Origin of the sequence: Rhizobium herbae (assembly GCF_019511375.1) — a bacterium.
Taxonomy (GTDB): domain Bacteria; phylum Pseudomonadota; class Alphaproteobacteria; order Rhizobiales; family Rhizobiaceae; genus Pararhizobium; species Pararhizobium herbae_A.
In genome coordinates this window covers 423,336-447,975 of record NZ_JAEUAO010000003.1, presented here as the reverse complement: position 1 = coordinate 447,975, position 24,640 = coordinate 423,336, and the positions used below count along the sequence as shown (strand labels likewise).

Annotated in this window: 30 protein-coding genes and 2 pseudogenes; 16 read left to right on the top strand and 16 right to left on the bottom strand. The window is 58.3% G+C overall.

Annotated elements, in window-relative coordinates:
* Positions 1-157: 157 nt before the first annotated feature.
* On the bottom strand, positions 158-1,921 hold the full coding sequence (locus JNB71_RS15180; protein ID WP_220372633.1) for an ABC transporter ATP-binding protein: 1,764 nt from the start codon (positions 1,919-1,921) through the stop codon (positions 158-160).
* Between the two features lie 182 nt (positions 1,922-2,103).
* On the opposite strand from JNB71_RS15180, the gene JNB71_RS15175 reads away from it, so the two are divergent.
* Genes JNB71_RS15175 through JNB71_RS15160 form a run of 4 tightly spaced genes read left to right on the top strand, consistent with a single transcriptional unit; the run spans position 2,104 to position 5,152 of the window.
* The gene (locus JNB71_RS15175) at positions 2,104-2,274 is read left to right on the top strand and encodes a phazolicin family TOMM bacteriocin (RefSeq protein WP_220372632.1); all 171 of its coding nucleotides are present in this window, start codon (positions 2,104-2,106) and stop codon (positions 2,272-2,274) included.
* A gap of 57 nt (positions 2,275-2,331) precedes the next feature.
* Positions 2,332-3,180: an McbB family protein gene (locus JNB71_RS15170; RefSeq protein WP_220372631.1), complete on the top strand. Its 849-nt coding sequence runs from the start codon at positions 2,332-2,334 to the stop codon at positions 3,178-3,180.
* A 14-nt stretch (positions 3,181-3,194) separates the two neighbouring features.
* Positions 3,195-3,980: a nitroreductase family protein gene (locus JNB71_RS15165; RefSeq protein ID WP_220372630.1), complete on the top strand. Its 786-nt coding sequence runs from the start codon at positions 3,195-3,197 to the stop codon at positions 3,978-3,980.
* On the top strand, positions 3,980-5,152 hold the full coding sequence (locus JNB71_RS15160; RefSeq protein ID WP_220372629.1) for a YcaO-like family protein: 1,173 nt from the start codon (positions 3,980-3,982) through the stop codon (positions 5,150-5,152). The genes JNB71_RS15165 and JNB71_RS15160 overlap by 1 nt, the downstream gene beginning before the upstream one ends.
* Positions 5,153-5,194: 42 nt before the next feature.
* Here JNB71_RS15160 and JNB71_RS15155 read toward each other — a convergent pair whose 3' ends face one another.
* A complete protein-coding gene (locus tag JNB71_RS15155) occupies positions 5,195-5,635 on the bottom strand; it encodes a MucR family transcriptional regulator (RefSeq protein WP_220372628.1) in 441 nt (146 codons plus the stop codon).
* 435 nt (positions 5,636-6,070) lie between these two features.
* Between JNB71_RS15155 and JNB71_RS24810 the strand changes: the two genes are divergently transcribed.
* The 3 genes from JNB71_RS24810 to JNB71_RS15140 all read left to right on the top strand — a co-directional run bounded on the left by JNB71_RS24810 (position 6,071) and on the right by JNB71_RS15140 (position 7,808).
* The gene (locus tag JNB71_RS24810) at positions 6,071-6,436 is read left to right on the top strand and encodes a DUF3427 domain-containing protein (protein WP_431028977.1); all 366 of its coding nucleotides are present in this window, start codon (positions 6,071-6,073) and stop codon (positions 6,434-6,436) included.
* Between the two features lie 280 nt (positions 6,437-6,716).
* Positions 6,717-7,526 carry a M10 family metallopeptidase C-terminal domain-containing protein gene (locus JNB71_RS15145; RefSeq protein WP_220372626.1) on the top strand — a complete coding sequence of 270 codons (810 nt, stop codon included), beginning with the start codon at positions 6,717-6,719 and terminating at the stop codon, positions 7,524-7,526.
* A gap of 117 nt (positions 7,527-7,643) precedes the next feature.
* Positions 7,644-7,808 carry a hypothetical protein gene (locus JNB71_RS15140; protein ID WP_220372625.1) on the top strand — a complete coding sequence of 55 codons (165 nt, stop codon included), beginning with the start codon at positions 7,644-7,646 and terminating at the stop codon, positions 7,806-7,808.
* Here the strand turns inward: JNB71_RS15140 and JNB71_RS15135 are convergent.
* The 6 genes and pseudogenes from JNB71_RS15135 to JNB71_RS15110 form a co-directional block, all read right to left on the bottom strand.
* Complete coding sequence (locus JNB71_RS15135; protein ID WP_220372624.1) at positions 7,777-8,172, bottom strand: ATP-dependent carboligase; 396 nt, start codon at positions 8,170-8,172, stop codon at positions 7,777-7,779. The two genes, JNB71_RS15140 and JNB71_RS15135, sit on opposite strands and share 32 nt — an antisense overlap.
* A gap of 90 nt (positions 8,173-8,262) precedes the next feature.
* Positions 8,263-8,484, bottom strand: coding sequence for a DUF2726 domain-containing protein (locus tag JNB71_RS15130; protein WP_431029115.1), 222 nt, complete (start codon positions 8,482-8,484; stop codon positions 8,263-8,265).
* A gap of 983 nt (positions 8,485-9,467) precedes the next feature.
* The gene (locus JNB71_RS15125; protein ID WP_220372623.1) at positions 9,468-10,187 is read right to left on the bottom strand and encodes an SOS response-associated peptidase family protein; all 720 of its coding nucleotides are present in this window, start codon (positions 10,185-10,187) and stop codon (positions 9,468-9,470) included.
* Positions 10,188-10,197: 10 nt separating this feature from the next.
* Positions 10,198-10,536, bottom strand: coding sequence for a hypothetical protein (locus tag JNB71_RS15120; RefSeq protein WP_220372622.1), 339 nt, complete (start codon positions 10,534-10,536; stop codon positions 10,198-10,200).
* Positions 10,537-10,801: 265 nt separating this feature from the next.
* The gene (locus JNB71_RS15115; protein WP_220372621.1) at positions 10,802-11,020 is read right to left on the bottom strand and encodes a hypothetical protein; all 219 of its coding nucleotides are present in this window, start codon (positions 11,018-11,020) and stop codon (positions 10,802-10,804) included.
* A gap of 433 nt (positions 11,021-11,453) precedes the next feature.
* Positions 11,454-11,606 (bottom strand): annotated as a pseudogene (locus JNB71_RS15110) (transcriptional regulator); the annotation flags it as partial.
* Between the two features lie 135 nt (positions 11,607-11,741).
* Between JNB71_RS15110 and JNB71_RS15105 the strand changes: the two are divergent.
* From JNB71_RS15105 to JNB71_RS15090, 4 genes are all read left to right on the top strand, one after another.
* On the top strand, positions 11,742-11,942 hold the full coding sequence (locus JNB71_RS15105; protein WP_223215862.1) for a hypothetical protein: 201 nt from the start codon (positions 11,742-11,744) through the stop codon (positions 11,940-11,942).
* Positions 11,943-12,139: 197 nt separating this feature from the next.
* Complete coding sequence (locus JNB71_RS15100) at positions 12,140-12,562, top strand: antirestriction protein (protein ID WP_220372620.1); 423 nt, start codon at positions 12,140-12,142, stop codon at positions 12,560-12,562.
* Between the two features lie 151 nt (positions 12,563-12,713).
* Positions 12,714-13,904 (top strand): DUF932 domain-containing protein, encoded by a 1,191-nt coding sequence (locus JNB71_RS15095; RefSeq protein WP_220372619.1) that lies wholly within the window; start codon positions 12,714-12,716, stop codon positions 13,902-13,904.
* Between the two features lie 88 nt (positions 13,905-13,992).
* Positions 13,993-14,433: a hypothetical protein gene (locus JNB71_RS15090; protein ID WP_223215861.1), complete on the top strand. Its 441-nt coding sequence runs from the start codon at positions 13,993-13,995 to the stop codon at positions 14,431-14,433.
* A gap of 147 nt (positions 14,434-14,580) precedes the next feature.
* Here the strand turns inward: JNB71_RS15090 and JNB71_RS15085 are convergent, their stop codons facing one another.
* The gene (locus JNB71_RS15085; protein ID WP_220372618.1) at positions 14,581-15,771 is read right to left on the bottom strand and encodes a DUF1173 domain-containing protein; all 1,191 of its coding nucleotides are present in this window, start codon (positions 15,769-15,771) and stop codon (positions 14,581-14,583) included.
* 192 nt (positions 15,772-15,963) lie between these two features.
* On the opposite strand from JNB71_RS15085, the pseudogene JNB71_RS15080 reads away from it, so the two are divergent.
* Positions 15,964-16,228 (top strand): annotated as a pseudogene (locus tag JNB71_RS15080) (toprim domain-containing protein); the annotation flags it as partial.
* 334 nt (positions 16,229-16,562) lie between these two features.
* A complete protein-coding gene (locus JNB71_RS15075) occupies positions 16,563-17,504 on the top strand; it encodes a DUF2493 domain-containing protein (RefSeq protein ID WP_220372617.1) in 942 nt (313 codons plus the stop codon).
* A gap of 73 nt (positions 17,505-17,577) precedes the next feature.
* On the opposite strand, the gene JNB71_RS15070 is transcribed toward JNB71_RS15075, so the two are convergent.
* The 4 genes from JNB71_RS15070 to JNB71_RS15055 all read right to left on the bottom strand — a co-directional run bounded on the left by JNB71_RS15070 (position 17,578) and on the right by JNB71_RS15055 (position 19,385).
* Positions 17,578-18,084, bottom strand: coding sequence for an RES family NAD+ phosphorylase (locus tag JNB71_RS15070; RefSeq protein ID WP_220372616.1), 507 nt, complete (start codon positions 18,082-18,084; stop codon positions 17,578-17,580).
* A complete protein-coding gene (gene parS / locus JNB71_RS15065; protein ID WP_220372615.1) occupies positions 18,081-18,566 on the bottom strand; it encodes a type II RES/Xre toxin-antitoxin system antitoxin in 486 nt (161 codons plus the stop codon). Before parS ends, JNB71_RS15070 begins: the two co-directional genes overlap by 4 nt.
* 157 nt (positions 18,567-18,723) lie before the next feature.
* Positions 18,724-19,128, bottom strand: a complete 405-nt coding sequence (locus JNB71_RS15060) for a type II toxin-antitoxin system VapC family toxin (protein WP_220372614.1) — start codon at positions 19,126-19,128, stop codon at positions 18,724-18,726.
* Entirely contained in the window at positions 19,125-19,385 is a 261-nt protein-coding gene (locus JNB71_RS15055; protein WP_220372613.1) for an antitoxin, read from the bottom strand. Before JNB71_RS15055 ends, JNB71_RS15060 begins: the two co-directional genes overlap by 4 nt.
* Before the next feature lie 1,298 nt (positions 19,386-20,683).
* Between JNB71_RS15055 and JNB71_RS15050 the strand changes: the two genes are divergently transcribed.
* The 3 genes from JNB71_RS15050 to JNB71_RS15040 all read left to right on the top strand — a co-directional run bounded on the left by JNB71_RS15050 (position 20,684) and on the right by JNB71_RS15040 (position 21,796).
* Entirely contained in the window at positions 20,684-21,007 is a 324-nt protein-coding gene (locus JNB71_RS15050) for a DUF736 domain-containing protein (RefSeq protein WP_220372612.1), read from the top strand.
* Positions 21,008-21,232: 225 nt separating this feature from the next.
* On the top strand, positions 21,233-21,349 hold the full coding sequence (locus JNB71_RS24805; RefSeq protein WP_220372611.1) for a DUF4326 domain-containing protein: 117 nt from the start codon (positions 21,233-21,235) through the stop codon (positions 21,347-21,349).
* Positions 21,350-21,628: 279 nt separating this feature from the next.
* Positions 21,629-21,796: a hypothetical protein gene (locus JNB71_RS15040; RefSeq protein WP_220372610.1), complete on the top strand. Its 168-nt coding sequence runs from the start codon at positions 21,629-21,631 to the stop codon at positions 21,794-21,796.
* 232 nt (positions 21,797-22,028) lie between these two features.
* Here the strand turns inward: JNB71_RS15040 and traG are convergent, their stop codons facing one another.
* From traG to JNB71_RS15025, 3 genes are read right to left on the bottom strand one after another with little or no spacing between them, the layout of a single operon-like run.
* The gene (gene traG / locus JNB71_RS15035) at positions 22,029-23,948 is read right to left on the bottom strand and encodes a Ti-type conjugative transfer system protein TraG (RefSeq protein WP_220372609.1); all 1,920 of its coding nucleotides are present in this window, start codon (positions 23,946-23,948) and stop codon (positions 22,029-22,031) included.
* The gene (locus JNB71_RS15030; protein WP_220372608.1) at positions 23,939-24,178 is read right to left on the bottom strand and encodes a conjugal transfer protein TraD; all 240 of its coding nucleotides are present in this window, start codon (positions 24,176-24,178) and stop codon (positions 23,939-23,941) included. The genes traG and JNB71_RS15030 overlap by 10 nt, the downstream gene beginning before the upstream one ends.
* The gene (locus tag JNB71_RS15025) at positions 24,168-24,455 is read right to left on the bottom strand and encodes a TraC family protein (protein ID WP_220372941.1); all 288 of its coding nucleotides are present in this window, start codon (positions 24,453-24,455) and stop codon (positions 24,168-24,170) included. Before JNB71_RS15025 ends, JNB71_RS15030 begins: the two co-directional genes overlap by 11 nt.
* Positions 24,456-24,640: the final 185 nt, after the last annotated feature.

Here is a 24,640-nt window from a genome sequence, read left to right as displayed (position 1 = left end):
CTACACTCCCGCTGCCACCACGCGATGCTTCTCTCGTGCTGTCTGACATGAGTGCACGGTGTTCAGCCGCAAGGGTGCTCATGCCACATGGCAACGTTAGCTGACTAGGCCGATGCCGAGGTCGGCGGGTCCGAGGCAAAAAAGCAAGCACCGCGGGTTAGTTGGCTTCCAGAGCTGCGTCTTGTCGGGTGCCGGCTTCACCTTCAACGAATTTTCGATACTCTGAATTATTGACGAGGAGCGCGGAATGGGTGCCTGCCCAATACTGCTGCGCAGGGGCCAGAAATAGCACTTGCGTATCGTCATTGAGCAGTGAGAGGTCATGGGTAACAGAAATACTAGTGCAACTCTGCTGCAATTCCGCGAGAGCATCCAAAACCCGCTTACGATTAGCTTCATCCAATGCTGCCGTGGGCTCGTCCAAAATTAGCAAACGCGGCTTTGTCAGCAACGCGCGCGCCATGGAGAGCCTTTGTTTTTCGCCTCCCGATAGCCGGTTGCCTCTTTCTCCAACAGTTGGCTCACCTAAAGTTTGGTGACGTTGAACGACCTCATCAAGCGCGAGCTTTCGAATTACATTCTCAATCTCCTCGGCTGACGCTTCTATTCCAAAGGCAATATTCTCAGATATTGACCAGTCGAATAGCAAGCAATCCTGCTGCACTACGGCGACATTTGATCTGAAGATAGCTGCGTTATGCTCGGTTATCTTTTGCCCGTTGATGAGATAGTCGCCACCACTGGCAACGGATAGGCATGAAATCACCTTTAAAAGCGACGATTTACCTACGCCCGAAGGGCCGACGATGAACAACTGCCCGTGGCTGGGAACAGTAAAGGACAGATCAGCCAGCAATGTTCGATCATCAATTTTAAGCAGCAGGTTTCGCGCTATCAACGATACAGGATCGCTGCTTGCCGCATCGAACTGAGCGATCTGTGGGACGGGCACTGAAAGCAGATCTGTCAATAGGCGCGCCTCACCTAAGGAGGAGCTCACTTCCCTGTAAACCCTGGCAAGTGTCTCAACTGGCTGGAGCAGGCGGATGATGTAGGTGTTCAGGAGAACAAGTTCTCCGATACTCATTGTCCCTCGACTGGTATCAACAGCCCCACGCCAGAGCACGCCTAGAACAACAATGCCAAACACGAGGGCCTGAAGAACTCCAAAATAGGCCCGCTGTTTAAAAGTCACCGCCCACGCGCGATCATTGATCTTTAGCTTTGCATTCAAGCGCTCCGTGAAATCCGGCACCATGTTGGATTGTTGCACGAGTTCCGCGTTTGCCACGCCGTCGAGGCCGAAATTCCAAGCCTGAATACCGGTTTCCATCGCTCCTTCTGTCGCCTTCCTGATTTTGGCGGCTGAGATATTGGTGATGGCTCCGTACAAAAAGAGAGCAGAGAACAGAAAAAGCGCTATCCACGCATCGATCATAAAGGCAATAACCGAAGCGGCTATCACCAGCTCGATCAGCGTCGGAATTAGAAAGAACGTCAAGTTCGACGTGATTTCGCGAACAGCATCAAGTCCGCGCTCAACGGTCCTCCCTATCTCATAGGTGGTGTAGTTCTTCAGGCGATAATACGGCAGCGACAATGCATGTCTGAACACATGCGTTGTAAGGTGTCGTTGGAGACGCAAATTCATAGGTCCAAATGTGAGCCACTGGGCCTGCTCCAAAATACCTACAACCGTCAGACCGATCCCAAATGCGATTATGTATTTGGTACCCAGCTCAACCTGAACGTCGCCCTTCGTGAGCGCGTCTATACCTAACGAGAAAAATATGGGGAACAGCGCTGCGCCTATCGCTGTAAACGTAATAGTTGCCAAAACCAACGAAAACAAAGCTCTTTGTTTTCCGCTCTTCAAAAGCATATCGTTTATTATGCCAAATAAGTTTGCTTTATCACCCATTATCATTCAACTCCTATTGCATATTCATGATATAGCTAAGAATAACCAACTTTATTATTCGTAGCTTCATTCGATATGTACTTGATACCATGATGTTTTTGCTTGACCAACAAAAAATCCATGCTAGCTATTTCTTGGCAGCAATATCGCTGCACTCAGAATGCAAGCACAGGAGGTAAGTGATGGCTTCGCAGATTCTTAACCCGCCGCAGTTTGGCACCGAGATCGAGTTCATCGACGCCGGTGAGACACCAACCCAGACCGCAGCTGCAACATGCTCGCGTTGCGACAGCAGCAGCCGTTGCGGCGCTTCTGGCAAGTCGTCTGGCTCCGCCAGCTCCGTATCGGCCTAACCGGGCCAAGGCGGCCCCGTCCGGGGCCGCCACCCTTTTCACAGGAAGTTGGCATTCATGTTTTCGGTATCCCCATTTATACTGAGTTCCACGCCAACCGACGGTGCGTGGCAGCTTTTCACGCCGCTCGGTGCCGCTCGGGTAACGGATGCAAATCTCGTTGCTGCGCTGGGCGAGCTGTCGACACTGAACCCTCACATTCATGAAGAGGCCATTGGCAGACTCTTGGAACGACAAGCGCTGCCGATAAGCGCCGCACAGCAGTTCCTGGAGCGCCTGAAGGTGCTACGAAGGATCGACGAGAAGAAGAACATCGTCGTTTTCTCGCCCTCGGAATCCATTGCAGCCGGCTTAGCGGAGCTGGTCTTGAGCCGTGACGCGGTTTCGTGCCGTTACTGCACGAAAGTCTCCGATATCGCTGGCGCCGAGCTCGTACTTGCGATCCAGAATCAATATCAGCCACAGCTTGCGAGGGAAATTTACAGCGCATGCAAAGAGAAAAAGGAGAGCATATTGTTACACTCCTATTTTGTCTTTCGGCATTTCATAATCGATGGATTCTACTCTCCTGCCATCGATCTGCCGGATCATTTCAGCGGCCTGCACAATCTAGCGGGCCTCGACCGTTCGGCAAAATTCAAGCCTGCGAGCTGGGCCGATTTCTTTTTCACTGATCCCTATGCAATCGAGACGTTGTCGGTACCCACCTTTCCGTCCGCCGACATCGAAATCTCCGCCGCCCTTCACCTGGCTTACACTCGCATGCGGCCTTTGCTCACAGACGGCGTATCGCCGCTCTTTCCAGACGACTTGAGCACGGTCATAGAACTGAATCTGGACACCGGTCGAGTTGAACGACACAGGGGTGTCCATTCCAATTTTAGTTCCACTCTCAGAGAGATTTAAAGAGGAGATCCCCCATGAGGCATGTCAAAATCTCTTCCTTGAACCAGATCGCGCATGCAAGTCAGTTTGTTGATGCCGAGGTGGAATCAGAAATTCGCACTTTTCACCAGCACACCATTTCCGTAGCTGGCACTCTGCTCGAAAACTCACTGAGCCAACCATACCTTACGCTTGAGGATCTGAAACGTGCGGAAGCATTCGAAACGCGCTTCTCCCATATCACTGGTAACATAGAGGGGAGTCTTGAGAGGACAGATCCAGTGATACGCTGGCCTTCTGTTTCTACGGGAAGTCCACGTCAGATCAACTTCGCAACTGTTGCCCAAATTTTTGCTCAAGCAATCGGGGCAGACAGCAGCGGCCGCAGACCTTACCCATCCGGTGGTGCATTGTACAGTATTGAAACTGTTGCAATATTGGGGGATTCGGTGGGCGGCGCTACCGACTTCAGCGTCCTTCACTATCTCCCGGTCAGCAATTTTTTTGAGGTGCTGCCTGGAGCATACGATCGGGAGAAGTTCCAGAAAATCTATAAGATCGAGGCCGCAGCCTTCTATGTGGCATATTTTATAAATCTAAAAAAGGCGATTTTTAAGTACCGGTCCAGAGGCTACCGGCTAGCTCTGATGGAAATTGGATCAATGTACCAGCAAATGCTGCAGGTTGCCCAAACTCACGGGCTCGGATCCAGAGTGCTCTCAGGATTCTCTGAATATGCACTGGCAAAGAATTGTGGCTTGGATAGCCGAATTCTCTTACCTGGCATTATCCAGGCCTTTGCATACCCGGGAGAGCATTGATGTTTCAGTCCTTTCGCAGTTTTGCGGTACAGACGCCACGCTATCGGGTTACGCCTGCTTATCCGGCTTGCATCCATGAACCTACGGTTTACTCCGCTGATGATGTGAACGCCGTAAATGGGCATGGTTTCGGATTTGGGGACGGGGTCGCAGTAAAAGCGATCGGTGAATATCTGGAAAGATATGCGGCCTTCAGAGCAGTAACACACAGAAAATCCGGGGCAATCGCTGATATGGGCCTGGGCCTGTCGGAAAGGCAGGCACTTGTGCAGGCTCTCCGGCAGACATGCAACGACAACATTCGCGACGACATCGAAGCGCATTCTTTTCGCCTCGTTGAGGTCACCCGGCTTGGGACAGACCACAGAGTCCACTACCCCGCCGTTTTCCTGTCCCTTCATAGTTTTGATGGGCAGATCGATTCCAGCTTTCTACCTGTCAGGGACACGTCTGGTTCTGCCATACATCGAAGCAGAGCAGCAGCGCTACGGGGCGCGCTACTTGAATTCGTCGAGCGACAGTGCACGACAGCGATGTGGGTGTCTCGTCGGTGCAATGACATCCAGGCCTTTACCGATAAACTAAAGGACAAGAAGGCTATCGCAACTCACAACCAGATGGCGATGAACGGCAACATCCGAGTCTTGGACCTTTCATTCATAAGGGGCGTGAGCGTGCAATTTTGTGAGTACAGCTCGAAAAGCGAAGGGGCCGTTGTAAATTTTTCTTGTGGGTGTGCGGCTGACTTTGACGCGGAGACGGCGCTCATGAAGGCATTTACGGAAACCTGGCAGACTTCTCTGCTGCTACCGCAGATGGAGTTCTTTGGTAGCCGTGATTATGGCAGCAATGCACTCAAACAAAATTTCCAAGCGGCGAACAGGCCGGAATTTGATCTCGGTGTGCAAAAAAAACCAATCGAGTTCGGATCGACGTTACCGGGTAACGATTTGGATAATCTGATCCAAAACATACAGACGATATCTGAAAACGTTTACGTCTACTTTCGCGAACTCAACATTGCGGGCGCGGAGTTGCATTTTTGCCGCGTCGTATCCCCTGACTTCTTCATCCATATGAGCCCAGGGGAGAGCAATAACAATGAAAACGCTTGGATAAACTCATTCTGTAAGGCGTCGGAGAGACGGCTTGAGCCGATGCCTTTTTCATAGAGATCAGGGCGGCGGATCTCCGCCGCCCTGATCTCTAGATCGCTATTCCTCGGCCCTCGTAGAGCGCTTTGAAACTGTAACGCCTAGGCCAATATCCTTGGCGATTTTCGAGCGTGCCGTGGCGTAGGATGGCGCGACCATTGGATATTCTGGTGGCAAACCCCATTTGACACGGTATTCGTCAGGAGTGAGGTTATAGCTTGATTTTAAATGCCGCTTCAATGAACGGAATTTTCGACCGTCCTCCAGGCAGACAATGTAGTCTTTCTGGATTGACTTTTTAATTGGAACTGCCGGCTGCTGTATTTTGATTAAAGGTGCCTCGATGTGTCGAGGGTTTTGCTCCAACGCATTTTGGACACTAACAATAAGGCCAGGAAGATCCTGAAGCGAAACATCGTGTCTGCTCACGTATGCCGTGACGATGTTGGCGGTCAGTTCGCTTATGTTTTCTGGGGATGGATTTTCAGGCTTGGAATTCATCGAACAACCTACGTACCGACGAACAGGCTTTGTCCAACACCGGTTCAGCCTTTACGCAACTGCGCTAAAGGCCTTCATCTCTGTAAAGGACGCTGTTACAGCGGAAATTGACCTGGGTTCAATCCGTCTCGTAGCGCAATAGGAAACGATGCCATTTGCGTTCTCTAACCGAGAAGATTGAGTTGAATATTCAGTGAAATGAATATTCTCCCCTTAGATTAGGTTCGACCTCAAAATCTTGTCCTCCAGCATTTCCCTAGCCCTGAGAGGTTACACCAAAAAAGAAGACCATAATCAAGCGCATTTCAATCTGTCGTCGTGGCTTTTAAAAAATACTAGGCGACTTCATCCCCTCGAAAGCGCCACGGCTACGCGCCGGCTACCTAACCGCCAAAAAGAACAATCGCGCACGAGTGAAACAGGCAAAACTACATCGTGCTGACCTGCCACTGCGAATTTCCTCCAGATTGGATTAGAGTCCGGCCTATTGTGAACCGCCCTGCTGGTTTTGTGCCAAAACCGCCTCACATCTTTCTGCTCGTCACCTTGGAGAAAGAGGGGATGATGGACGAGCATCGCTATACCGACCATTTTATTTCGGCCACGGAATTCTCCTGGCAAAGCCAGAATAGGACGAAGCAACAATTCAAGCACGGGGAGATGATCCGAGACCATCAAGCACTGGGTCTTCACATTCACTTGCTCGTCCGAAAGACGAAGAAAATCGGACCCAGGCCAGCACCGTTCATCTATTGTGGCGAAGTTGACTTCGCTCGACAGGCGAAATGCCGATTACCGTGACGTGGCGACTGCGGGAGGCGGTCCCATCGATGCTTCTGTCACAGCTGAAGAGTTGACATCTCAAGTTTGTCAGAACGCTGATAGGTTGTTGAGTTGCCGAAATTCGAGTGCGCCAATGCGGAAATGATTTCGTTATTGGTTCAACTTGCCGAGACGCCGCGGCAGGTCCGCGCCTTCAAATCAATCTTAGATGGTTCTTTCACCCGACCATTGCCCCTTTGCGATTGATCAAAGCGGCAGAACAATTTAAGCGTGAGCTGTCAGTATATTGGGGACGATAATGGGTATAACCTTGAGAATGGGTGCCGGCTACAGCATCGATATGGGTGATTTTGATTTTGCGGTGTCTGACCTGTCAGACGCCTATATTAGCAAATACAACAGCACCACGATCGTGGGCTACATTGGCGGGGTGAAAATTACGATCATAGGGGCTGGTTTCACATACAATAGTAGTGGCATCACCGGCGGAGAAATACAGAGCATTTCGGAAACCTACGGTGGTGAAACGCTTTTTTCACTCAGCGGTCTGCGACTGTCTGTCCAATCTATTGTGAGTGCAGTGGAATCTGGAAGCTTCTCGGAAGCCAAACAGCTGGTGACGTCTATGCTCTCGGGTTCCGACAATATTTTCGGCGGCGAGTATTCTGACGCGCTCTTTGGATTCTCTGGCAACGACTATCTCTCGGGAGGCCGCGGTGACGATGCACTTAGCGGAGGTTCTGGGGCTGATAAACTGCTGGGCGGTCTCGGTGTCGACCATCTGTTGGGGGGAGCCGGCAACGATACGTTTGTCTACACTTCCGCTTTGCAGTCGAACTCACGCGTCGGCCTAGACACAGTCAGCGATTTGACGATTGGTGACAAAATCGATTTGTCGGATATCGATGCGAATACTGGGACTGCCGGCAATCAGGCGTTCAGTTTCATCGGCACCACGACCTTTCACGGGAAGGCAGGTGAGTTGCGCTTCGAGAAGAAAGCCTCGGACACGTACATCTACGGCGATGTGAACGGCGACAAAGTGGCTGACTTTGCACTTCACCTGGATGATGCGGTGACGCTAAGCAAAGGCTTCTTCGTCCTCTGAACGCTTCCGCTCCTGGCTGCGGCGGGGTTTAGGCGAATCCGCGGCTACCACGATTGTGTCGTTGTTACCAATGCAACCGTGCGTGCTATGCTGTTTCCCGTTTTAAGGGAGGCACACATGCATGAGTTGGACATGGCATTTGATCTGCTGACGACCACCCAGCAGATCATTCAAAACAAGCGGGGCCTGGAGGTGCTCCACTACCTGGTCACGATGGCGATTATGGAAGCCGAGGATCGACGCAGGGACATCAGGAAATCGCCGAGACCCTTGCCTCCGTGAGGGTGGCGGACAGCGCGTATACCGACGACAGATCGGCATCCTCGCTTAAACCATTGAAGGACGGATGGCGCAGCTTGCCAACTTCCGTCCAGGCGCGATATTCGATATCGGTGGCGAGCATCGGCCGCGTGAAGACGGCATTTTTCCGGCCGAGCTTTACCGCCGGTGTCTTTGTCGGGATCTGCTCCAGCAGCTCGCGCAGCATCTCGGACGATTGCCGACGCGGGCCGACATAGACGAGGCTCCCGTCCTTACGCGCGGCCAATAGCAGCCGACCGATCGCGCCTCGCACCGTTGACGGCTCGAAACCGGCGATTGCGAAATTATCGCGGCGAACGCACTTGATCTTCAGCCCCGAGGTCATGCTGGGGCAACCGATTAGGCATCAGCCAAACCCTCGCTGGCGCGGTGAACCACAGAGAAGGCTGGCGTGGGCAGACCAAGGTCAGGGCGGCTAGTCGCCAGCCGGCTTGTCCACTAGCTTCTCGACGAGTCGCCGAAGCTCCGACGGCGTCGTTTGGCCAGCCACGACCTCATTGTAGCCGATCCCGGCCCGTCGCAGCGCTTCTTTCTTGACGGCATCGCGCGCGGCCGCCGCATTCCGATAGTGTGCCCCGCCTTGGTATTCACCGATGATGATGGCCGGTGTGATAACGTATTTGAGCGCCCATTCGATGACAGCTGTTCAAACCTCTTCAAAAAGCAAAAGCGTGCTATCGTTGATCGGTTCGACAGTGGGAGGCACATTTATGACGACTAGGTGGGACTTCACTTACAGAGAATGGGACAGTCTCGTGCGCCTCTACGACCATGAGAGCGCAACCCTCCCAGACGATGTCGACCGAAAATGCCGGGAGCTTGGCTTGACTGACGAAGCAGGTCTTACTGACGCCGGAAAGCGACTTGTCGAGCACGAGCTTCTTATCGAGCGAAGGAACCGGCTTCAGCGATGAACCTCATAGACTACGCTCCTGCCGCTGCTTCACGCTGTTATGGCGAGGTGCGCAAAGGTGATTTCCTGTTGCAAGTTTTGATTGTTTTTCAAACGCAGAAGTTGAAAACCGGCCCTTCGGCCCGGCTCTCGAGGCCCATTCGGGCAACCGGTCGATCGCTGCGAAACGAGGGGTCACAACAAGGATCCATCGCCGCTCGGGGTGCAGAGCGACGGCACTGTTGGGCGGTCAGGCCGTTGAGGCAATCGACCATGTCGTCGATCTCATCGAAATCCAGACAATCGAGCTGGATGTCCTTATAAAAGGTCGGCTGTCCGGTCAATCACGGACCAATATTCGTCTCTGTCGTTTTTCCTTGCGCTGTACTGAGGTTAGGCATGGGTCGTCCTAACATAAGCCGGATTGTAAAATTTGCTTGAGGTGATGCGGTTTGGTCGGCCGATTCTGGCGCCGTCACGGTGCCCTCCTTTCGCTCGGAAACGTGAGGATCGCCCAATTTGTTCCTCTGAGCCGGATCGCTCAGTTTCGCGGGCTGGATCGCCCATCCCAGTAGTCAGCAGCCAAGTGCTCCCCGCAGCGCCATTCGGTGATGCCATGGCCACGCTCTTTGCCGAAGGCGCCCCACTTCACGCAGCCAGGATAATCGCAGTAGTGATCGAAGTGCACAGGCGCCGCTGGCGGTGGGTTGGTCCGCTCGTCAGGCATGTCAACCTCCTGGCGGCAGCAGAACCATCCGGTCTTCGGGCAAGGCACGTTGCAGAACTTTTGCCACGTCCCACGGCGCGGTCAGCCAAGTCTCAATTTCGTCTCGCTCGGTCAGCAAGACCGGCATGGCTTTTTGATGGATCGGCTCGACGATCGCGTTCGGCGTGGTCGTCAGGACTGCGAACAGGTCGGCCGTGATGAGGCCTTCCTTGATCTTGCGGACGCTTTCCCATTGCGGCACCCAGATGCCGGCGAAGAACATCAGCGGCCGCTCCGGGCTGTTGGCGAACCACGCGTTCGGAGTTCTTTCACCTTCGACCTTGTTGGCGGGGTCCGGTTCGGCGAAGCTGGTGATCGGCACGACACAGCGGTTGTCGACGCCCAGCCAGCGTTTCCAATGCATGCTCGCCGTGTTGCGGACATTTGTGGTGCCACCGTCCGGTTCCATTTTCAACAACTGCTGGAAGTCGACATCTTTGCCCTTGGCGCGCAGCTTGCTGGCGCGGTTGGTCGCCGCTTCGAACAGCGCTTGGCTGGAGCTCGGCAGCCCCCAGCGCACCATCGCCAGCTCGCGGCCGGCCGGCGTATTGCGCACGATCGGCGCCATGCGGTCGGGCCATACTTCGATCTCCGGTTCCATGTTGCCGATGCTGTCGACCATCGCGCGCGTGACGCCGCGGATCTCTTCCTGGCTGGTATAGACCCGGTACAGATTACACATTGCGCGCTCCCTACAGCGTGACATCTTTCCAGACGGGCCTTTGCACCGTCCTGATCTCGATCAGTCTGCGCACCGTCATGCCGACACGTTCGCGCGCGCAGGGCGTCTCCAGTTTGGCGCTCATGTAATCCCGTTTGCCGCATTTCGAGCAATGGAAATTCTCCTGAATATTCAGGAAGGGAACGTCACCGAGAATCTTGATCAAATCGCCGGGGTCATAGCGATGTGTCACTCTACAGTGCTGGCAGGTGATCTTGATGAATTGACCGAGCACCACCGCAGACGACATTCTGGGAAGATGCCCGGCAATGCTCGGATGCATTCGACCGGTCTGGGCACCTTTCCTCATCGTCCCAGCTTCCTCAGAAACAGTCGGTTGCCGATGCGATTGCCGCAAGGGGGGCGACAGCGAAGGCGCATCGGCAGCGTAACCAGTTCGACGTTCCTGCCGAATCGACGCGCGATTGCGCGCCGGTCTAGCTCGTCCTCGTGGCCGCATGCGCCGCACCGGGCGACCATGACGAACCATTCCGGAAGAGCGCTCAACGTCTCGTAGTCGAATTGTGGCCTGACGCTCGGCGTCAGCACTATGCTCTTGTCGTGCCGCATGACGGTCAGTCCCGGTCAAAGCTCGGTTTCCACCCGCGGGTAAAGCCGATGCTCATGCCCATCTGTGTCAATGCCAACTGCTCCCGCAAATGCCGGCAATCCTCCAACAAGGTGCGCACGGCTGCATCGGCGTCGCCGTCGTGGTAGCGAAGAACGTCGTTGAATTCCGCCTCCGGCGACGATGGAGTGGGTTCATCGGGTAGCGCTGCTTTGAGCGGACGCATAGCTTCTCCTCTCCGCGGTCCATGGACCATCGGACGATATAAGAACACACAGTTCAGATGGGCGGCTGTAGCACCGCGTTTGTTCTTATTATGTTCTCATGCGGAGGATAGTCAAGACAGCCGGGTTCCCAAATCGCCATCGACGATCGGCCTTGCGATTTTCGCGACAAGATTATGAATCCATCAATTTCATGAAAGCTGTGATCAGCCGGCTTCGATATGTTCCACCTGCGGCTCCTGAATGTCGAAACAGGAAGCACCGCGCGACACGTCGCTCCTTTAGAATGCAAACAGGGGCAGCGAAGCCGGATGCTGCTGGCCCTGCTGATATCAATAAAAATCGCACGCTGGCGAGTACATTTCACACAGCTACGCGCCACAGCACGGCGGTCCTTTCCCCCGGCACCATGCGTTGCAGAAGCCGAATGAGATCTCACATGGTGTCCTGCGGCAGTCGCTCAATTAATTTTGTCAGCGTCCGGCGATCGTCTGCTTCTTCTTGCGTTTTCCCCACAGATGCGGGGCCGGCTTCAAAGAGCATATCGATGGGCATGAAACCGAGGAGTTCGCAGAGATGAATCATGCGGCCGGCGGTCACGCGATCGCCGTTCAATCGCCGATTTCAACCTGCTGGCCGTACGCTAGAGCGAGATCTCGCCACCCTTCATTGATGCTTGGAAAAAGCCGACAAGGACATACCGATAGTTGCCGGATTTCTGAGGTGCTGCGGCCCCCGGCCGACGAGATACCCGGCGAGACCACTGCTGCCCCCGCGGCGGACGCGGACGGGATTATCGATGACAATGATGTGGAAAGTGCTCACGTCGAACTGCCGGCCTTCCTGACGGAAGGCGCGGATGCCGAAGAGGCATCCGTCGATCGTGCGGAGGACGACGGCGCGCATCTCGAAGCGGCAGAATAGTCCCTTCAGACCACGCTCTTTCGGAGGCCCGGCCATTGTGTCTGGCCCTTCTCAGTGGAGACAAGGCACGTCGTGCCGGGAAGGGACGGCTGTGGTCGGCGGGCGGAGGAAGAGAGGGGCCGGAGGAGGGTTGAAGCCGGGCGATGGAGAGAGGGTTGTCCGGCCTGAACCCTGTCGCCTCTCTGGAGATAAAATCGATGTCGACATCCGTGATTGCGCCCCAAAGCGCCACCATCGTCCCCGAAGAGCGTCGCCCGGAATTCCTGCCGACCCTGTTCGGGCGTTCACTCCTGATCGTCGCCGAGAACGCGGTCTATAGCCTCATGGAGCAGCTGAGCCCGCTCGACTACGGCGGTGGCTGCTGGGATTTCTACGAACACAAGGGCGAGCCGCTGTTCCTCGCTCCCCAATCCAAATCGCGGTTTCGGATCGTCGGCGAGATCACCGGATTTCAGGGGGAGGTGTCCGCCGAGGCCGCCGGCATCATCTCCACGCTGTTCGCCTTCTCCCACCTCTCCTTCCAGTATCAGTCCGAACGTCTCTCTGAAGGCTACGGCCGTCTCTACGCCTATTCGGCCGACCATCCGGAAGCTGCCGAGATATTCCAGGCGATCGATTGAGAGCCATTACGCGCCACTCTCGCGTGGCGCGCCTCAGCGTCCCGCCTGCTTGCGCGTCGGACAGACGCTTCGGCGGTGAGCCATCTTCCACCCACCAGCTCGTTGTCGCGAAAGCGATCAGCCGCGTTTTTACGTTTCAGGAGATTTGAGCATGAACACCATGATTTCCAGCCTGCAACCGGTCTCGTCCGGCTTCGAGGTCGATATTTCCCGCGGTGAACGCATCGGCCGCGTCTCGTCCGAATGGTTCTCGCGCCCCGATGATGAGCGCTACCTGTCGCTCACCGATCTTCACCGCGCGGTCAGCGCCAGGGCCGATCGCGCCCGTGTTCGAACCGTCGAAAGCGCGGAGATCCGCGTGGAAGCCACTCGTGACAATGCCGAGCGCCTTACCTTGCTCGTTCCCGGCGGGCGTCAGCCGATTGCACCGACGCATTGGAGCTATGGCCAGCTTTGCAGGCTCGTCGGTGCGCCTGCGAGCTATATGCGGCAACTGCCGGCACCTCTGGCCGCAATCAATCTTCAGCACGGGCTCCTGAACCACGATGCCGAACTGGTCAAAACACTGGAGATGGATGACGGTCGCATCGAGCTGCGGGCAGTGACTGGACCCGAATATGGGCGCATCTGGGATAAAGATCTGGTTGCCGCCGTGATGAGCATCGCCGGCAACGGAACTGGCGATACGATCTGGAAGGTGCCGGGCGTGCTCGACTGGTCAACCATGACCCACAATCCGTTCGTCGATATCACCAAGGACACCACGACGCTTTATGCCAGCGACCGCGATGTCTTTCTCTTCCTGGTCGACGACACGCACCCGATCGAGGCTGGTCGCCTGCCGAACGGCGAGCCGGATCTCTTCTTCCGCGGGTTCTATGCCTGGAACTCCGAGGTCGGGTCCAAGACACTCGGAATCGCGTCGTTCTATCTCAGGGCAGTTTGTGCCAATCGCAATCTGTGGGGAACCGAAAATTTCGAGGAAATCACCATTCGGCACTCGAAGTTCGCGGCGCAGCGTTTTGCTCATGAAGCCGCCCCGGCGTTGACAAACTTCGCCAATTCCTCGCCCGCGCCGTTCATCGCCGGCATTCGCGCCGCCCGCGAACGGGTGGTTGCGCGCAATGACGAGGATCGCTCGGATTTCCTGCGCAAGCGCGGCTTCTCCAAGGCCGAAACCGGCAAGATCATCGAAACGGTGCTTTCTGAAGAAGGCAGGCCACCGGAGAGCATCTTCGATTTTGTTCAGGGCATCACGGCGATTGCCCGCGGGAAAGCCCATCAGGACACGCGGCTCGAACTGGAAGGCAAGGCCCGAAAGCTGCTTGAACGCGCGGTCTGACTACGGTCTTCGCGCGGAATCTCTCCTTCGTTCCGATGAAAACCCGGCCAATCGCGCCGGGTTTTCGCATTGACGCAAAGACAATCCCATGTTCAAGACCGAAGCACTCTCTGCTATGCAGAGCGGCCGCCTGAACGCCGCCCTAGACAGGCAGTACCGATTTGACGGCGTCGTCAAATCGCTCCGCTCCCACATAGAGGAACTGGCGGCGGCAGTTCCGCTGGAGCTGACCGAAGGAGACGGAATGATTGATTATCCCCGGACGCACTTCAACCGGCTCGCTGTAAGGCCCAAGACGCCTATATCGCGCGTCTCAGGGCGAAACGATACTTCTACATCAACGGATGGGCGGTTCCGAAGCTGGTCTATGACGCGACCAGACGTTGATCTCGGCCTTTTGCTCGGCAGCAACATCGGAATTTTGCACAGGCATAGGCGCACCATGCTCGCCGGATTTCTCTTCGGCGCCGACCTGATCGCCAGCAGCTTTCAGGTCGATTTTTCCTCAGATCGGATGTTCTTTCCGTGACAGGCGACGCCGATCCGATCTTTGATCTCGACGACGAACCGCTTTTTTTCAGGCTTGGCGATGGTCCGATTGAAAAAGGCAGATAATGGCGCAGGTGCTCTTATTCGCCTCGCCCTGTCAAGGCCCCCGCAGCTCCGTGTTCCCGTATCAAGGAAGTCGCGGCATCTCGCTCTCGGCCACCCTCCAGACCCAGGGCGCGATCTCCGGTCTCGCGTCTATCATAGTGGTGAGTGCCTGCTCGTATTCATCTCCGGCGCTTGCCGGGACGATGAACATCGCGACGGGGGCAGGCTTCTGTTCCGGCAATGTCACCGACACGATCGGCGCATCGCGAGGTAGGTTGAATCGCAGGCCCTTGACGCTCTTTCGCTTAAGGTGGCTCAGCTTCTCTAAGAGCCATAGCTCGTGGATGTCCTCGAATGGCAGCCAATGCTCGTTAACCACCATCAGCGCCACCTCTTCGACCGATGCGATGCCGGCGGTCGAGATGCCGAAGGTGGCGATGACGATCAGATGGAACTCCTCGTTCGATCGCCACAACTCCAGTTCGGTCTCATAGCGGGCTGCAAGACGCCGCCATGCGCCATCCTCAATCATCAGCGGGAAGGGCATGTGCCGCACGATAATCTTGTGCCCCTCGCGGGCCGCGGAAAACTCCTTCACCTCGGCCACGATCATCATCAGCTTGCGCGGTCCCGAACCTGTCGCTTGCACACCCTTGAGCGCCGTGGCGCGCCGGGCAGCGATCCCGTCCTTGTCGTCTGGATGAAATACCTCGGGAACGAAGAGCATATCGCTCAACGGACCGCCCCTTGCGGTCATCTGCGAGGCGGCATTGATGAGGCTCGCGCGCACCCGGCCCCAGCCGCGCCGGCCCGCCCATGTCGAGCGCCATTCCGTCAGTTCGCCGGCCTCCCAGAGATAATGCAGCATTGCCTTGAGCGACAGCTTTTTGGGCTCGCTGCGGATGCCTTGCTCCGCTCTCTCAGCCGGCGTGCCCGGCGCCGCTAGTGGCCCGCGTTTTGTCAGGGAAAAATCCAGCTTCAGGTCGGCCTTGCCGCTGGCATTGATCTGGATCGCGTTGCCGATCAGGGGACCGAGACCGGAAAGCTCGTAGGGCGGCTCATAGGAGGGGCACGCGGGATCGTGGTCGCGCCCCGAAAGCGGCATGCGCTTGATGAGATACTGATCCTCCAGGCGCGCGATATACATCGCAACCGGGGGCTCCTTGCACATGCACATCGGGCGAAGCCTTTGTTCATAGGCGTGCAGAAGCAGTGCCCGAAACTCGGGCGAGGATTCGTCCACTATCTGATCGCCGATCGTGAAGTTTCGCACTTTGGTTCTCCCCTTGCTTCCGCCGAAAGTACACGGGCAGCGTCTATTTTACTATCAAAAAACGGACAGTAAAAAACCCTGCAGTTGCAGATGTGCGGCCTTCGGGCTCTGATCGGACCGGTCGCGGAGACCGCCGTCGGCGCGCGCTCGGGGAACGCAGCTTGGCTGGAACCGATGGCCGGGGGTGACGTGGCGCTGACCGCCAATCACCTCGCCGCCTTTCGGCTGCCCGATGCTGCCAGCGCCTCTACATCGCCGCCCACGCTGATGCCGCAGGCCGCCACGGCATTAAGCGTTGAGCCGCAGCGCGCAAGCGCTCAGAATTCTGCCGCTTGTGCTTGCTCCGGAACTTGGCGACTTCAACGAGGATCTGCGCCGGCTCGGTCCGGACCGGCTCACGGCGAATTTGCGGTCGCAGCTCGTGCCTGATGACGCATTGGCCTTGCCGCCTGCGTGAACCGGCCGTGAGAGGAAGGCGGGGATGAGAGGAGCGGCGTGGGAGAGAGGGCCGGTCCTTGCCAGTCTCCGTTCGAGCTGGCGCGCGCCCGCGGGCCTGCCGAGATGCGACCCTTACCATGCGGCGGCCGGTTCTTCAGCGGGTCAGGCAGGTTTCTTCCCCTGCCTGGCCGCAGCGCGGCCCGACATTCCTTGCGGGTCAAGAAACCCTTCTTCCGCCGCCCGGCGCTTCGCTGGGCCGCGGCGCGAGGGGCGCCGCGGTTCCGGCCCGCCACCGCATGGAGAGGGATCGCCGTCAGACCGCGAGAGGCGCGGCCGCAGCCACGGAGACCATCATGAACCTGACCCTTCCCCTCGATGAGGCCTTCGAACCCCACCACGCTACTTCCCCGACCGACCGCTTCATCTACGAGATGCAGATCTACGGCCATCGCCCCTTCCAGGACGAGCCCGACCCGCGCCCGCTGCCCGAGGAGCCGGTCGTCCAGTCGGCGCTGAACGCGCTCTTTGATGCGATGTTCGAGATGCTCGGCGACACACGGCTGGAACCCGATCTGGAAGACCTGCTCTGGTCGACGGTCAACCTCTTCCATCGGGCCGGCGAACGCATCCAGCGCGAGCTTCAGCGCAACGAGGATGTGCAGCGCGCCGGGCAGCGCGAGCAGGACGGCAGCGAAGTGAAGAGCGTCGAGTTGGAGCGCCACATCGCCGAAGGCATCACGCTCCTTGAGCGCCGCAACGCCTTCGAGTTCATGCGCGACTATGCCGCGGATCTCTTCGAAGCCCAGACCGGATCCGCCTGGCGGCCGCGCACCGGTTCGAAGGTCAGCCACGCCAACATGACCGCGGCGATGATCGACAGTCGCGACTTCCTGTCCGCCCGCCGCCGCGCCGAAACCGAGGTGCTGATCCCCGCCGGCACAAAAATCGCCTTCGGCGGCGGCATCGACTACAACGATCACGAACGGATCTGGACGAAGCTCGACCAGACGCTTGCCAAATATCCTGACATGGTGCTGCTGCATGGCGGCTCGCCGCAGGGTGCCGAACGCATCGCCGCCTGCTGGGCCGAGGCGCGCAAGGTGACGCAGATCGCCTTCAAACCGAACTGGACCAAGCATGCCAAGGCAGCACCCTTCCGGCGCAACGACGACATGCTGTCGGTCATGCCCGCCGGCGTCGTCATCTTTCCCGGCTCCGGCATTACCGGCAATCTCGCCGACAAGGCCCGCCGCTTCGGCATCCCGGTCTGGCAGGCCGCTGGGGATAGCGCGTGAGCGCCATTTCCTCCGCAAGTGCGGGATGATTGCGAGTTCGCGTCTGGATCGCGTCGACGCAACGCGAACCCATTCATGCCGCCGGTGGGTGCAGCCTCGTATCGAGCGCAAAGGCCTCCTGGAATTTCAGAGCGTAGGGGCCGGTCCCGCTGCCCGCCAGAAAGATCAGGTTCCAGCTATGCGACGACACCGCGCTCGGGATCGCGACGAAACGGTGACGTTGAAGCAGATCGTCGCCGAATGCTTGCTGACCCGCGCCAGGAATGCCGGGGCGGAGCCAATTGGGGTTGGGCACGCTTCCCGGATCGAGGACATGGACATCGCCGGCATCACCAATGACAGCCGCTGTCATTATGTGCGCAACCGTGTCGAGCGACCGGAATCCCTTGTGGACCGCGACCTCGAGGATCGCCGTCGCGGGATCGAGCGAACAGTAGACCGCGCGAACACCCTTGCTGTTCCAGCGGCCGCCAACGCGATAGGCGCCTTCGCCGCTATCCCATGTCGGAGCGTGGACGGCCTGATCGAGCCGCCACGCGACCAGCTCGGTCCCGCCGAGCCCGATTGGCAAAAGGGTCATGCATAGACGCCGTATTCGAGACGATCGAGATGGTCTTCGACCAACTCGACGCCGGCGGGCGTCCCGAGAAGATCTATCGGGCGGCGCTGGTCGAGCCCGACCGCGGGCCGCTCCAGCCATTGCTCGGCTTCAGCCTGCGACCCGAACACGTCCGTTGCCTTTGCGAGGATCTCGGCGAATTTCCACGTCCGGCCGCTCTGTTCCTGGCTGAGCGGCTTGGAAGGAGTGTCCTTCCGCCGCTGCCAGGTGCGCAAGCTCATGCCCACCGCCTTTTCCAGCGAGTCCGTCTTGCCGATGATGACCAGATGTCCGACAAGATGATCCAGCGCCGAGGCCGGCAGGCCGCGCAAAAGCAGCTCATGCGCATCGAGGGGGCTGGTCAGGCTGCGCGCAAGGACGCGCGCACCACCGAGCAACGCAGCTACCTTCTGCAGTTCGCCGGTCGTCGCTTCAGGAGCAATTTTCTCTGCAGCAATAGCCATGGGGTCATCTCCGCGTCACGTGTCGCTTTATATATGACAGGTGACGCTGCTGATTTCAAGGTGACGTGTTGCTGCTCGGCGGTCATACGGCATATGCGTCTGGGCAGCTGGCGACGATGTCGCGGATTCCCCGGGGCGGCCGTGAACCAGCCAAGGCTCACTGCGACCAATCCTCCAACCGCAGGTTCTCAACCCTGTGGAACTCGCCGACATTGTTGGTGACGAGAGTCAGTCTGCGGGCTTTCGCCTGCCCTGCGATCAGCACGTCATACGGGCCGATGGGTGTCCCCTTCGCGGCAAGGGCCGCCCGGATTTCGCCCGCGACAAAGGCATCGTTCTGGTCAAAGTCGGCGATCGGAAAATCCGCCATCAACAAACGCAAGGTTTCGAGATTGTGTTGCACCTTCGCGCTTTTCTGCGCTCCGAAATAGAGTTCATACGCGACGACCGACGGCAGGCCTATACTGCCCTGAGGGCTCTGGAGGACACGGCTGATCAAGGCGTCCGACTTGCGGCCGATCAAGGCAATAACGGCGTTGGTGTCGAGAAGATGCGAGATCACTGAAACACCGCGTCAAGCTCCGGTCGATCCTGCTGTTCCGGCTGCTCGCGCCCGCTCTCCATGAAGTCTTCACTCATGCCACGCGCCAGTGCTGCCTTTAGCGACGACCACGGCTCGCCCGCCTCGATATGCGGGCGGAGAATGAGAGCATCGCCCTCCTGCGTGATCTCCACGCGCTCGACGTTGAAGCGGAATTCTTTCGGCAGGCGGACAGCCTGCGAGTTTCCGGATTGGAATACCCGGGCAAGATGGGGCATGGTCGCCTCCCTTTTGTATCTACGGAGGCGTATATACGGCCTTTTAGCCCTCAGTTCAAGAAGGATAGGGCACTCGATTGCATCCTGCGGTTCGGCGGATCGGGCTCTAATTCGCCCGGCAAGCTGGCTCCACGAAGCCTGCAAGCAGTCTTCGCGCCTGACGATGTAACGGTCCCTTGCTTTATCCGGGGGCACCGACCTGCCTGCTCGACCTAGGGCGTCAAGCTTCTGGAACGCTGCAACGGCTTCGAGCTCATCGCAATTCAATATACTACGGCGAGCCTGACGCGGCAAAAAGACACGCGGCTACGAGGTCGCTCCACCCTTCGGGGGTTCCTGCACATCTGCAAAATCTGGATAATGCGGAGGATCAAGCCAAGGCGGCAGTTTACGACATGCGACCTGAGCAAGCACAATGCCGATGTCACCGCCGCCTACGGCCGCGAACTTGTCGTGCTCACCCGGCATGGGAAACCTTGGTTCCTTTTGAAACCACGAGCATTACAAGCGAATGCGAGCCGATGGAGATCCTCGACGCGGCCATCGTCTCTCCGAGATGACGGAGGAACACGGGAACTCTTCGCCTGGGAGATCGACCAGCTGGCGAACGGGGACGGGGTATGACGCCGACCCGTGAGCTCGTGCGCGCGCGAATTCACGGACGTCAAGCGATGTCGGCCCGTTGCTCAGGATCGACGGACAGGGCAGGCGGTCGTCTGTCGAGGCGACTGCGGTCGTGTTGAGACCGGACGGCGGCGGATCGTTGAAGATTGCCTCGTCGATATCGGCGCTGACAGCGTCGCGAGATGTTGCGGCGCCGTTTGCTGGCGATATGGTCACCGCGGTCGTCTCAACGTGCACACGCGAGATGTGGCGGCAGTCGACGCAACCTGCTGACTACGATCGGCCGGGAAGGGCGAGGGGAACATCGCGCCGGCGGTGTGCCCGCAATGGAAGATGCTGGCAGTCTTTTGCAGCGCCGGACCGGGTGGCCTGAATGGTTTGTCGCCGGCTTCGGTTGCACGAGACCATTCCCGTTTCTATGTCGCCCTTTAGCCGACCGCCTGCTTTTGCGGTCAACCCCTGAAGGGGTACGTCTCGGCGAAAATTCAGCAAAATTCGATTTCGGTTCTTCATGCGGGCGCCTGGCGCTTCCCTCCCGCAATCGAGACGAAAGCGCCCCCGCTTTTTACGGAAAATTGAATTTTGCAGAATTTTCGCCGAGATGACCGCTGCAGATCGGCCGTCTCTTCGCGCGCCATCGGGAATGGTCCCGAGCAACCGAAGGAGACAATACCATGGCCACCACGATCGCAACCCTGACGCAGAAGACCGATGGCACCCTCGAAGGCATCTTCGCCACCATCCGGGTCAACGCCCCTATCGCTATCGTCCCGAACGCCGGCAAGGAAAGCGAAGAAGCGCCCGACTACCGCGTCATCCACCGCAAGACCGGCTTCGAGATCGGCGCAGGGTGGAACCGCATCGCCCGGCAGACCGGCGAGGAATACCTCTCAGTGAAGCTGGAGGCTCCGGAGATCGGCGTGATCTTCGGCAACCTCGCTCCGGCCCCCGGCGGCGATCCGAACCGCAAGGTGATCCTCTGGAACAACCCGAACTGAGCCGCGAACCGCCGGTACCGAGCAAACGGGGCCGGCGGTCTCCATGAAGGGATCCGACAATGGCAAAAGTTCTCAACGCCCGCGTCGTCGGCCGGCGAGGGGGCCAAATCGGCGCTACATCGGCCGACCGGACATATTCGGCAAATCAGTTCGTCATTGGACGCGACGGAACACGCGCTGAAGTAATCGCAAATACGCAAATGGGCGCCAACCCAGCCACGCATAATGGCCGCCTTCCCGGAGCTGGCCGGCAAGGATCTTGTTCGCTGGTGCGCACCGCTCCCGTGCCACGGCGATGTGTTGCTGGACATGGTGCAGCACTACGTCTGCCGTGAAGTTTGATGGGACCAATCCGCAAGCGGGCTTCGAGCCCGCTTGCGGCTTTGTTGGTGCCACACGAGAGGAAAGCCTGTCTGCTCAGATAGCCAAGTCTGCCATGAGCGATCGCGCGGCCTCAAGGACGGCGGCCCCTCCAATTTTTCCGCCGAACCGCTGAAGCGGCCCAGCGGAAAAATCGGTTCCTCCGCGCGCCGGTTGCGCCGGTCGCTGACGCGATCCTTGACCCGGCCCGACCCTCACGGACCCGGGCGCCATCTTTCACATCTATTTAAGGAGATGACGATGACGATTGCACTCGAAATTCAAGTTGAAGAGCTGCGCCAGGAACTGAAGAATGCTGATCCGGCCGAGCGCCGCCAGATCGAAGCGGAGCTGGAACTGGCTCAGGCTGAGCTGGCGGCACTGGTCGCCGAAGAGGAGGGCGCCACCGACGCCGCGCCGCCCTTCTGAGGGCGGCGTTTGCCGTGTCACCAGGCCTGGCCCGCCGGACCGACCGACAGGCCAGGGCTCGAAGCTTCGCTTCCCACGATGATCACAGTCGTGGATCAGGGGGACGCCTCGAGCAGACTTCCCGCCGTTGGGCCACGCCGGAAATTTGCGTTCCGTCTATATGCCGCCTCTCGCGATGCCCCGCTGACCAGATCGACCGGTCCGTGGGGCAAGGAGGGAAAACCCCTCGCGCTCACGGGATCGCCCTGACGAAGCGATTGGCCTTCGCCGCCTGATCCATCTCCTTTCGCCGGAAGTAGATCGCCCGCCCGCAGCGGATCGGGCTATGCCCCTGGACGATGATGATCTGCTCGTCCTTGCGCATCGATTGCGTAATCTCGTGCGGCATGATCAGCGGCCGGCGCTGGAAGCTGACGCTCTCCGATTTGCGTGATGCGCTGTTGTTCGTGTCCCAGCCAATGTTGCGGGAGATTCCCTTCACTTCGACCGTCATCTCGCCGCATTGTGCCGAGACGTTGCGCGCCGTGTCGAGCGCCTTGATCGCCGCATAACTCGCGAAGGCGCAGCCATCGATCCATGACGTCGCGCCATCCTTGCCGAAATGCCGCTCGAGTTGCCCGACCGACTGGTACATCAGCATCATCGAGATGCCGTACTTGCGGCCACGGTCGCGCGCCTCCTCGAGCACCCGCATGTAGCCGAGCAGATCGACCTCATCGAGCATGAACAGCGCCCGGCGCTTGAAGCGGCCATCGGCGCGCACCATGGCGTTGATCAGCGACCCAATGATCACTCGGCCAATGCCCGGACACGAGCGCAGGATCGATGCCGAGATGTTTAGGAAGACATCCTTCTTGCCCGTAACGACGTCACTCGACTCGAATGCATTGCCGCAGACGAGCGCGGCGTAACTATCGAGGGAAAGCCACTGCGTGTCCTTGGACGCGGTCGAGTAAACGCCGGAGAAGGTCTGCTCGGTCATGTTGGTGAAGACGCCGAGCGTTTCGCGGATGAAAGCAGAAGCGGAATGTCCTTGAATGTCCCGCAGCATGGAGAGCACGGAAGGTTCCGGCTCGGAAACGATCTGCCGGAGACTGCGCAAGGTTCGCCGTCCCTCATATTCCGGCGAGAGCATCACATGGGCGAGCAACCCGGTCAGCAGATTGTGCGCCTGGTTCTGGAAATAGGATCCGGTCGAGGATTCGAAGCGCACGCTCTCCGACAGCAGCATATGCGCGATGCCGACAATGTCCTCTTCCTTGTGCGGTGAACCTTCAATCCCATCCAGCACGTTGAAGCCCATGATCGGGTTCGTCGGATCAAGCACCATCACCTCGCGGCCGAGCACGCGGGTTCGGTGCTCGACCACCATCGGCGCGACCTCGGTCGACGGATCGAGGCAGATCAGCGGACCGGTGTATCTGAGCGCCGTCGGCACGACGTTGCTGGTCGTTTTGTAGCCACCTGACCCGGCGAAGAACAGCATGTGGGTGGAATCGAAGTCCTGTTTGTAGGTCAGCAATGGGGCCTTTCCGCCTTGGCCCCAGGTGGCCGGATCATTCGGATCGAACGGCAGCTCACGGACAATTTCCTTATCGACCCGGTACCGCTCGCCGACGACGATTTCTCCGTCGGACGGAAAGAGCTTTCCGGCCGCCGGCATCGGCAGCCAGTCCGCATCCCCGAAGGTTCCGCAACTGGCGCGCTTTACCGGCTCGGGCACGACTGTGGAAATGCGCGCGGCCACCGCGACGACCATGAAGCCGGCGACCGCCCCGATCACGGCGACCATATCGAGATAGGAAAGTGCACGGTCCCATGTCACCGCGCCGCCGTCCACGGATGGAGCGAGCCGGCCGAATTCGCGTAAGCCATAGAAGCCGACCACAGCCAGAAAACAGACGAGGCTGGCCATCGCCACCGGCCTTCGCCGGTGCAATGGCAGCGCCCATACGCTCAACAGCCCCGCCAGCGGTCCGAACAAAAGCGCCGGCACGGGCGAGGCCCGCAGGAACCAGTATGCCGTTTTCCCGGACAGGCTGCCTGCGAGCGCCGGCCAGCGCCAGCCGACGGCGTAGACGGCAAAGGCCGTGACGGCGATCGGTACCAGAACGAGCAACAGGCTCGGATGCAGTTTTGCCCTTAATGCCATTCCGCTGTTTCCCGGGTAGGTGTCTCCGTCGCGCCCGGCGAAGGCGCCTTGAACGCCTCTTCGCCTATATCGCGCAACCGCCGATGTTCTGATGAGCCCGGAGCAACTCTTGCCAGCTCGAGAAGACCGCCAAGCAGAAATGCCCGGTCAGCCTTCGTGAGCCCCGCCCTGATGACGATGCCGCCGAGCAGGAATTTCTCGCGCGCCTCACGCTTGCGATCAGCTGTCACGAGAAACCTCCGCCGCCGTTCCAGTGCCGCCAGCTGCTGGTCGACGCGGCGAAGTAGATACGCCGGCAGCCCCCTTCTTCTCCCCTTTGCGAAATCGCGCCGCGATCTCTTCAAATATCCGATCGATCTCCTCGTCGGCGATCTCCATTTCCGCCAGCCCCGATTTCGTTGCCGCGCGCGCAAAGCGCTCGGCGGACTTTGCGATCATCGAGCGTCTGCGCTCGCGCAGCTTCTCGATCTGAGCGTCGATGTCGGTGATCGATGATTTTGCGGCCATTCCAGCGTCCCTTGTGAAGCAAATCTCTGCGACTATTTTACTATCTATTTTCTGATAGTAAAATAGGGTAAGTTGCATTATCCCGAAAACGTCGCAGTCGGATTCCGGCAAATGGCCGTCTTCCGGAGAAGCGGCATCGGCCCTGCAGGCCAATCGGTTCGAGGGCGCAATATACGTCGCGGGCG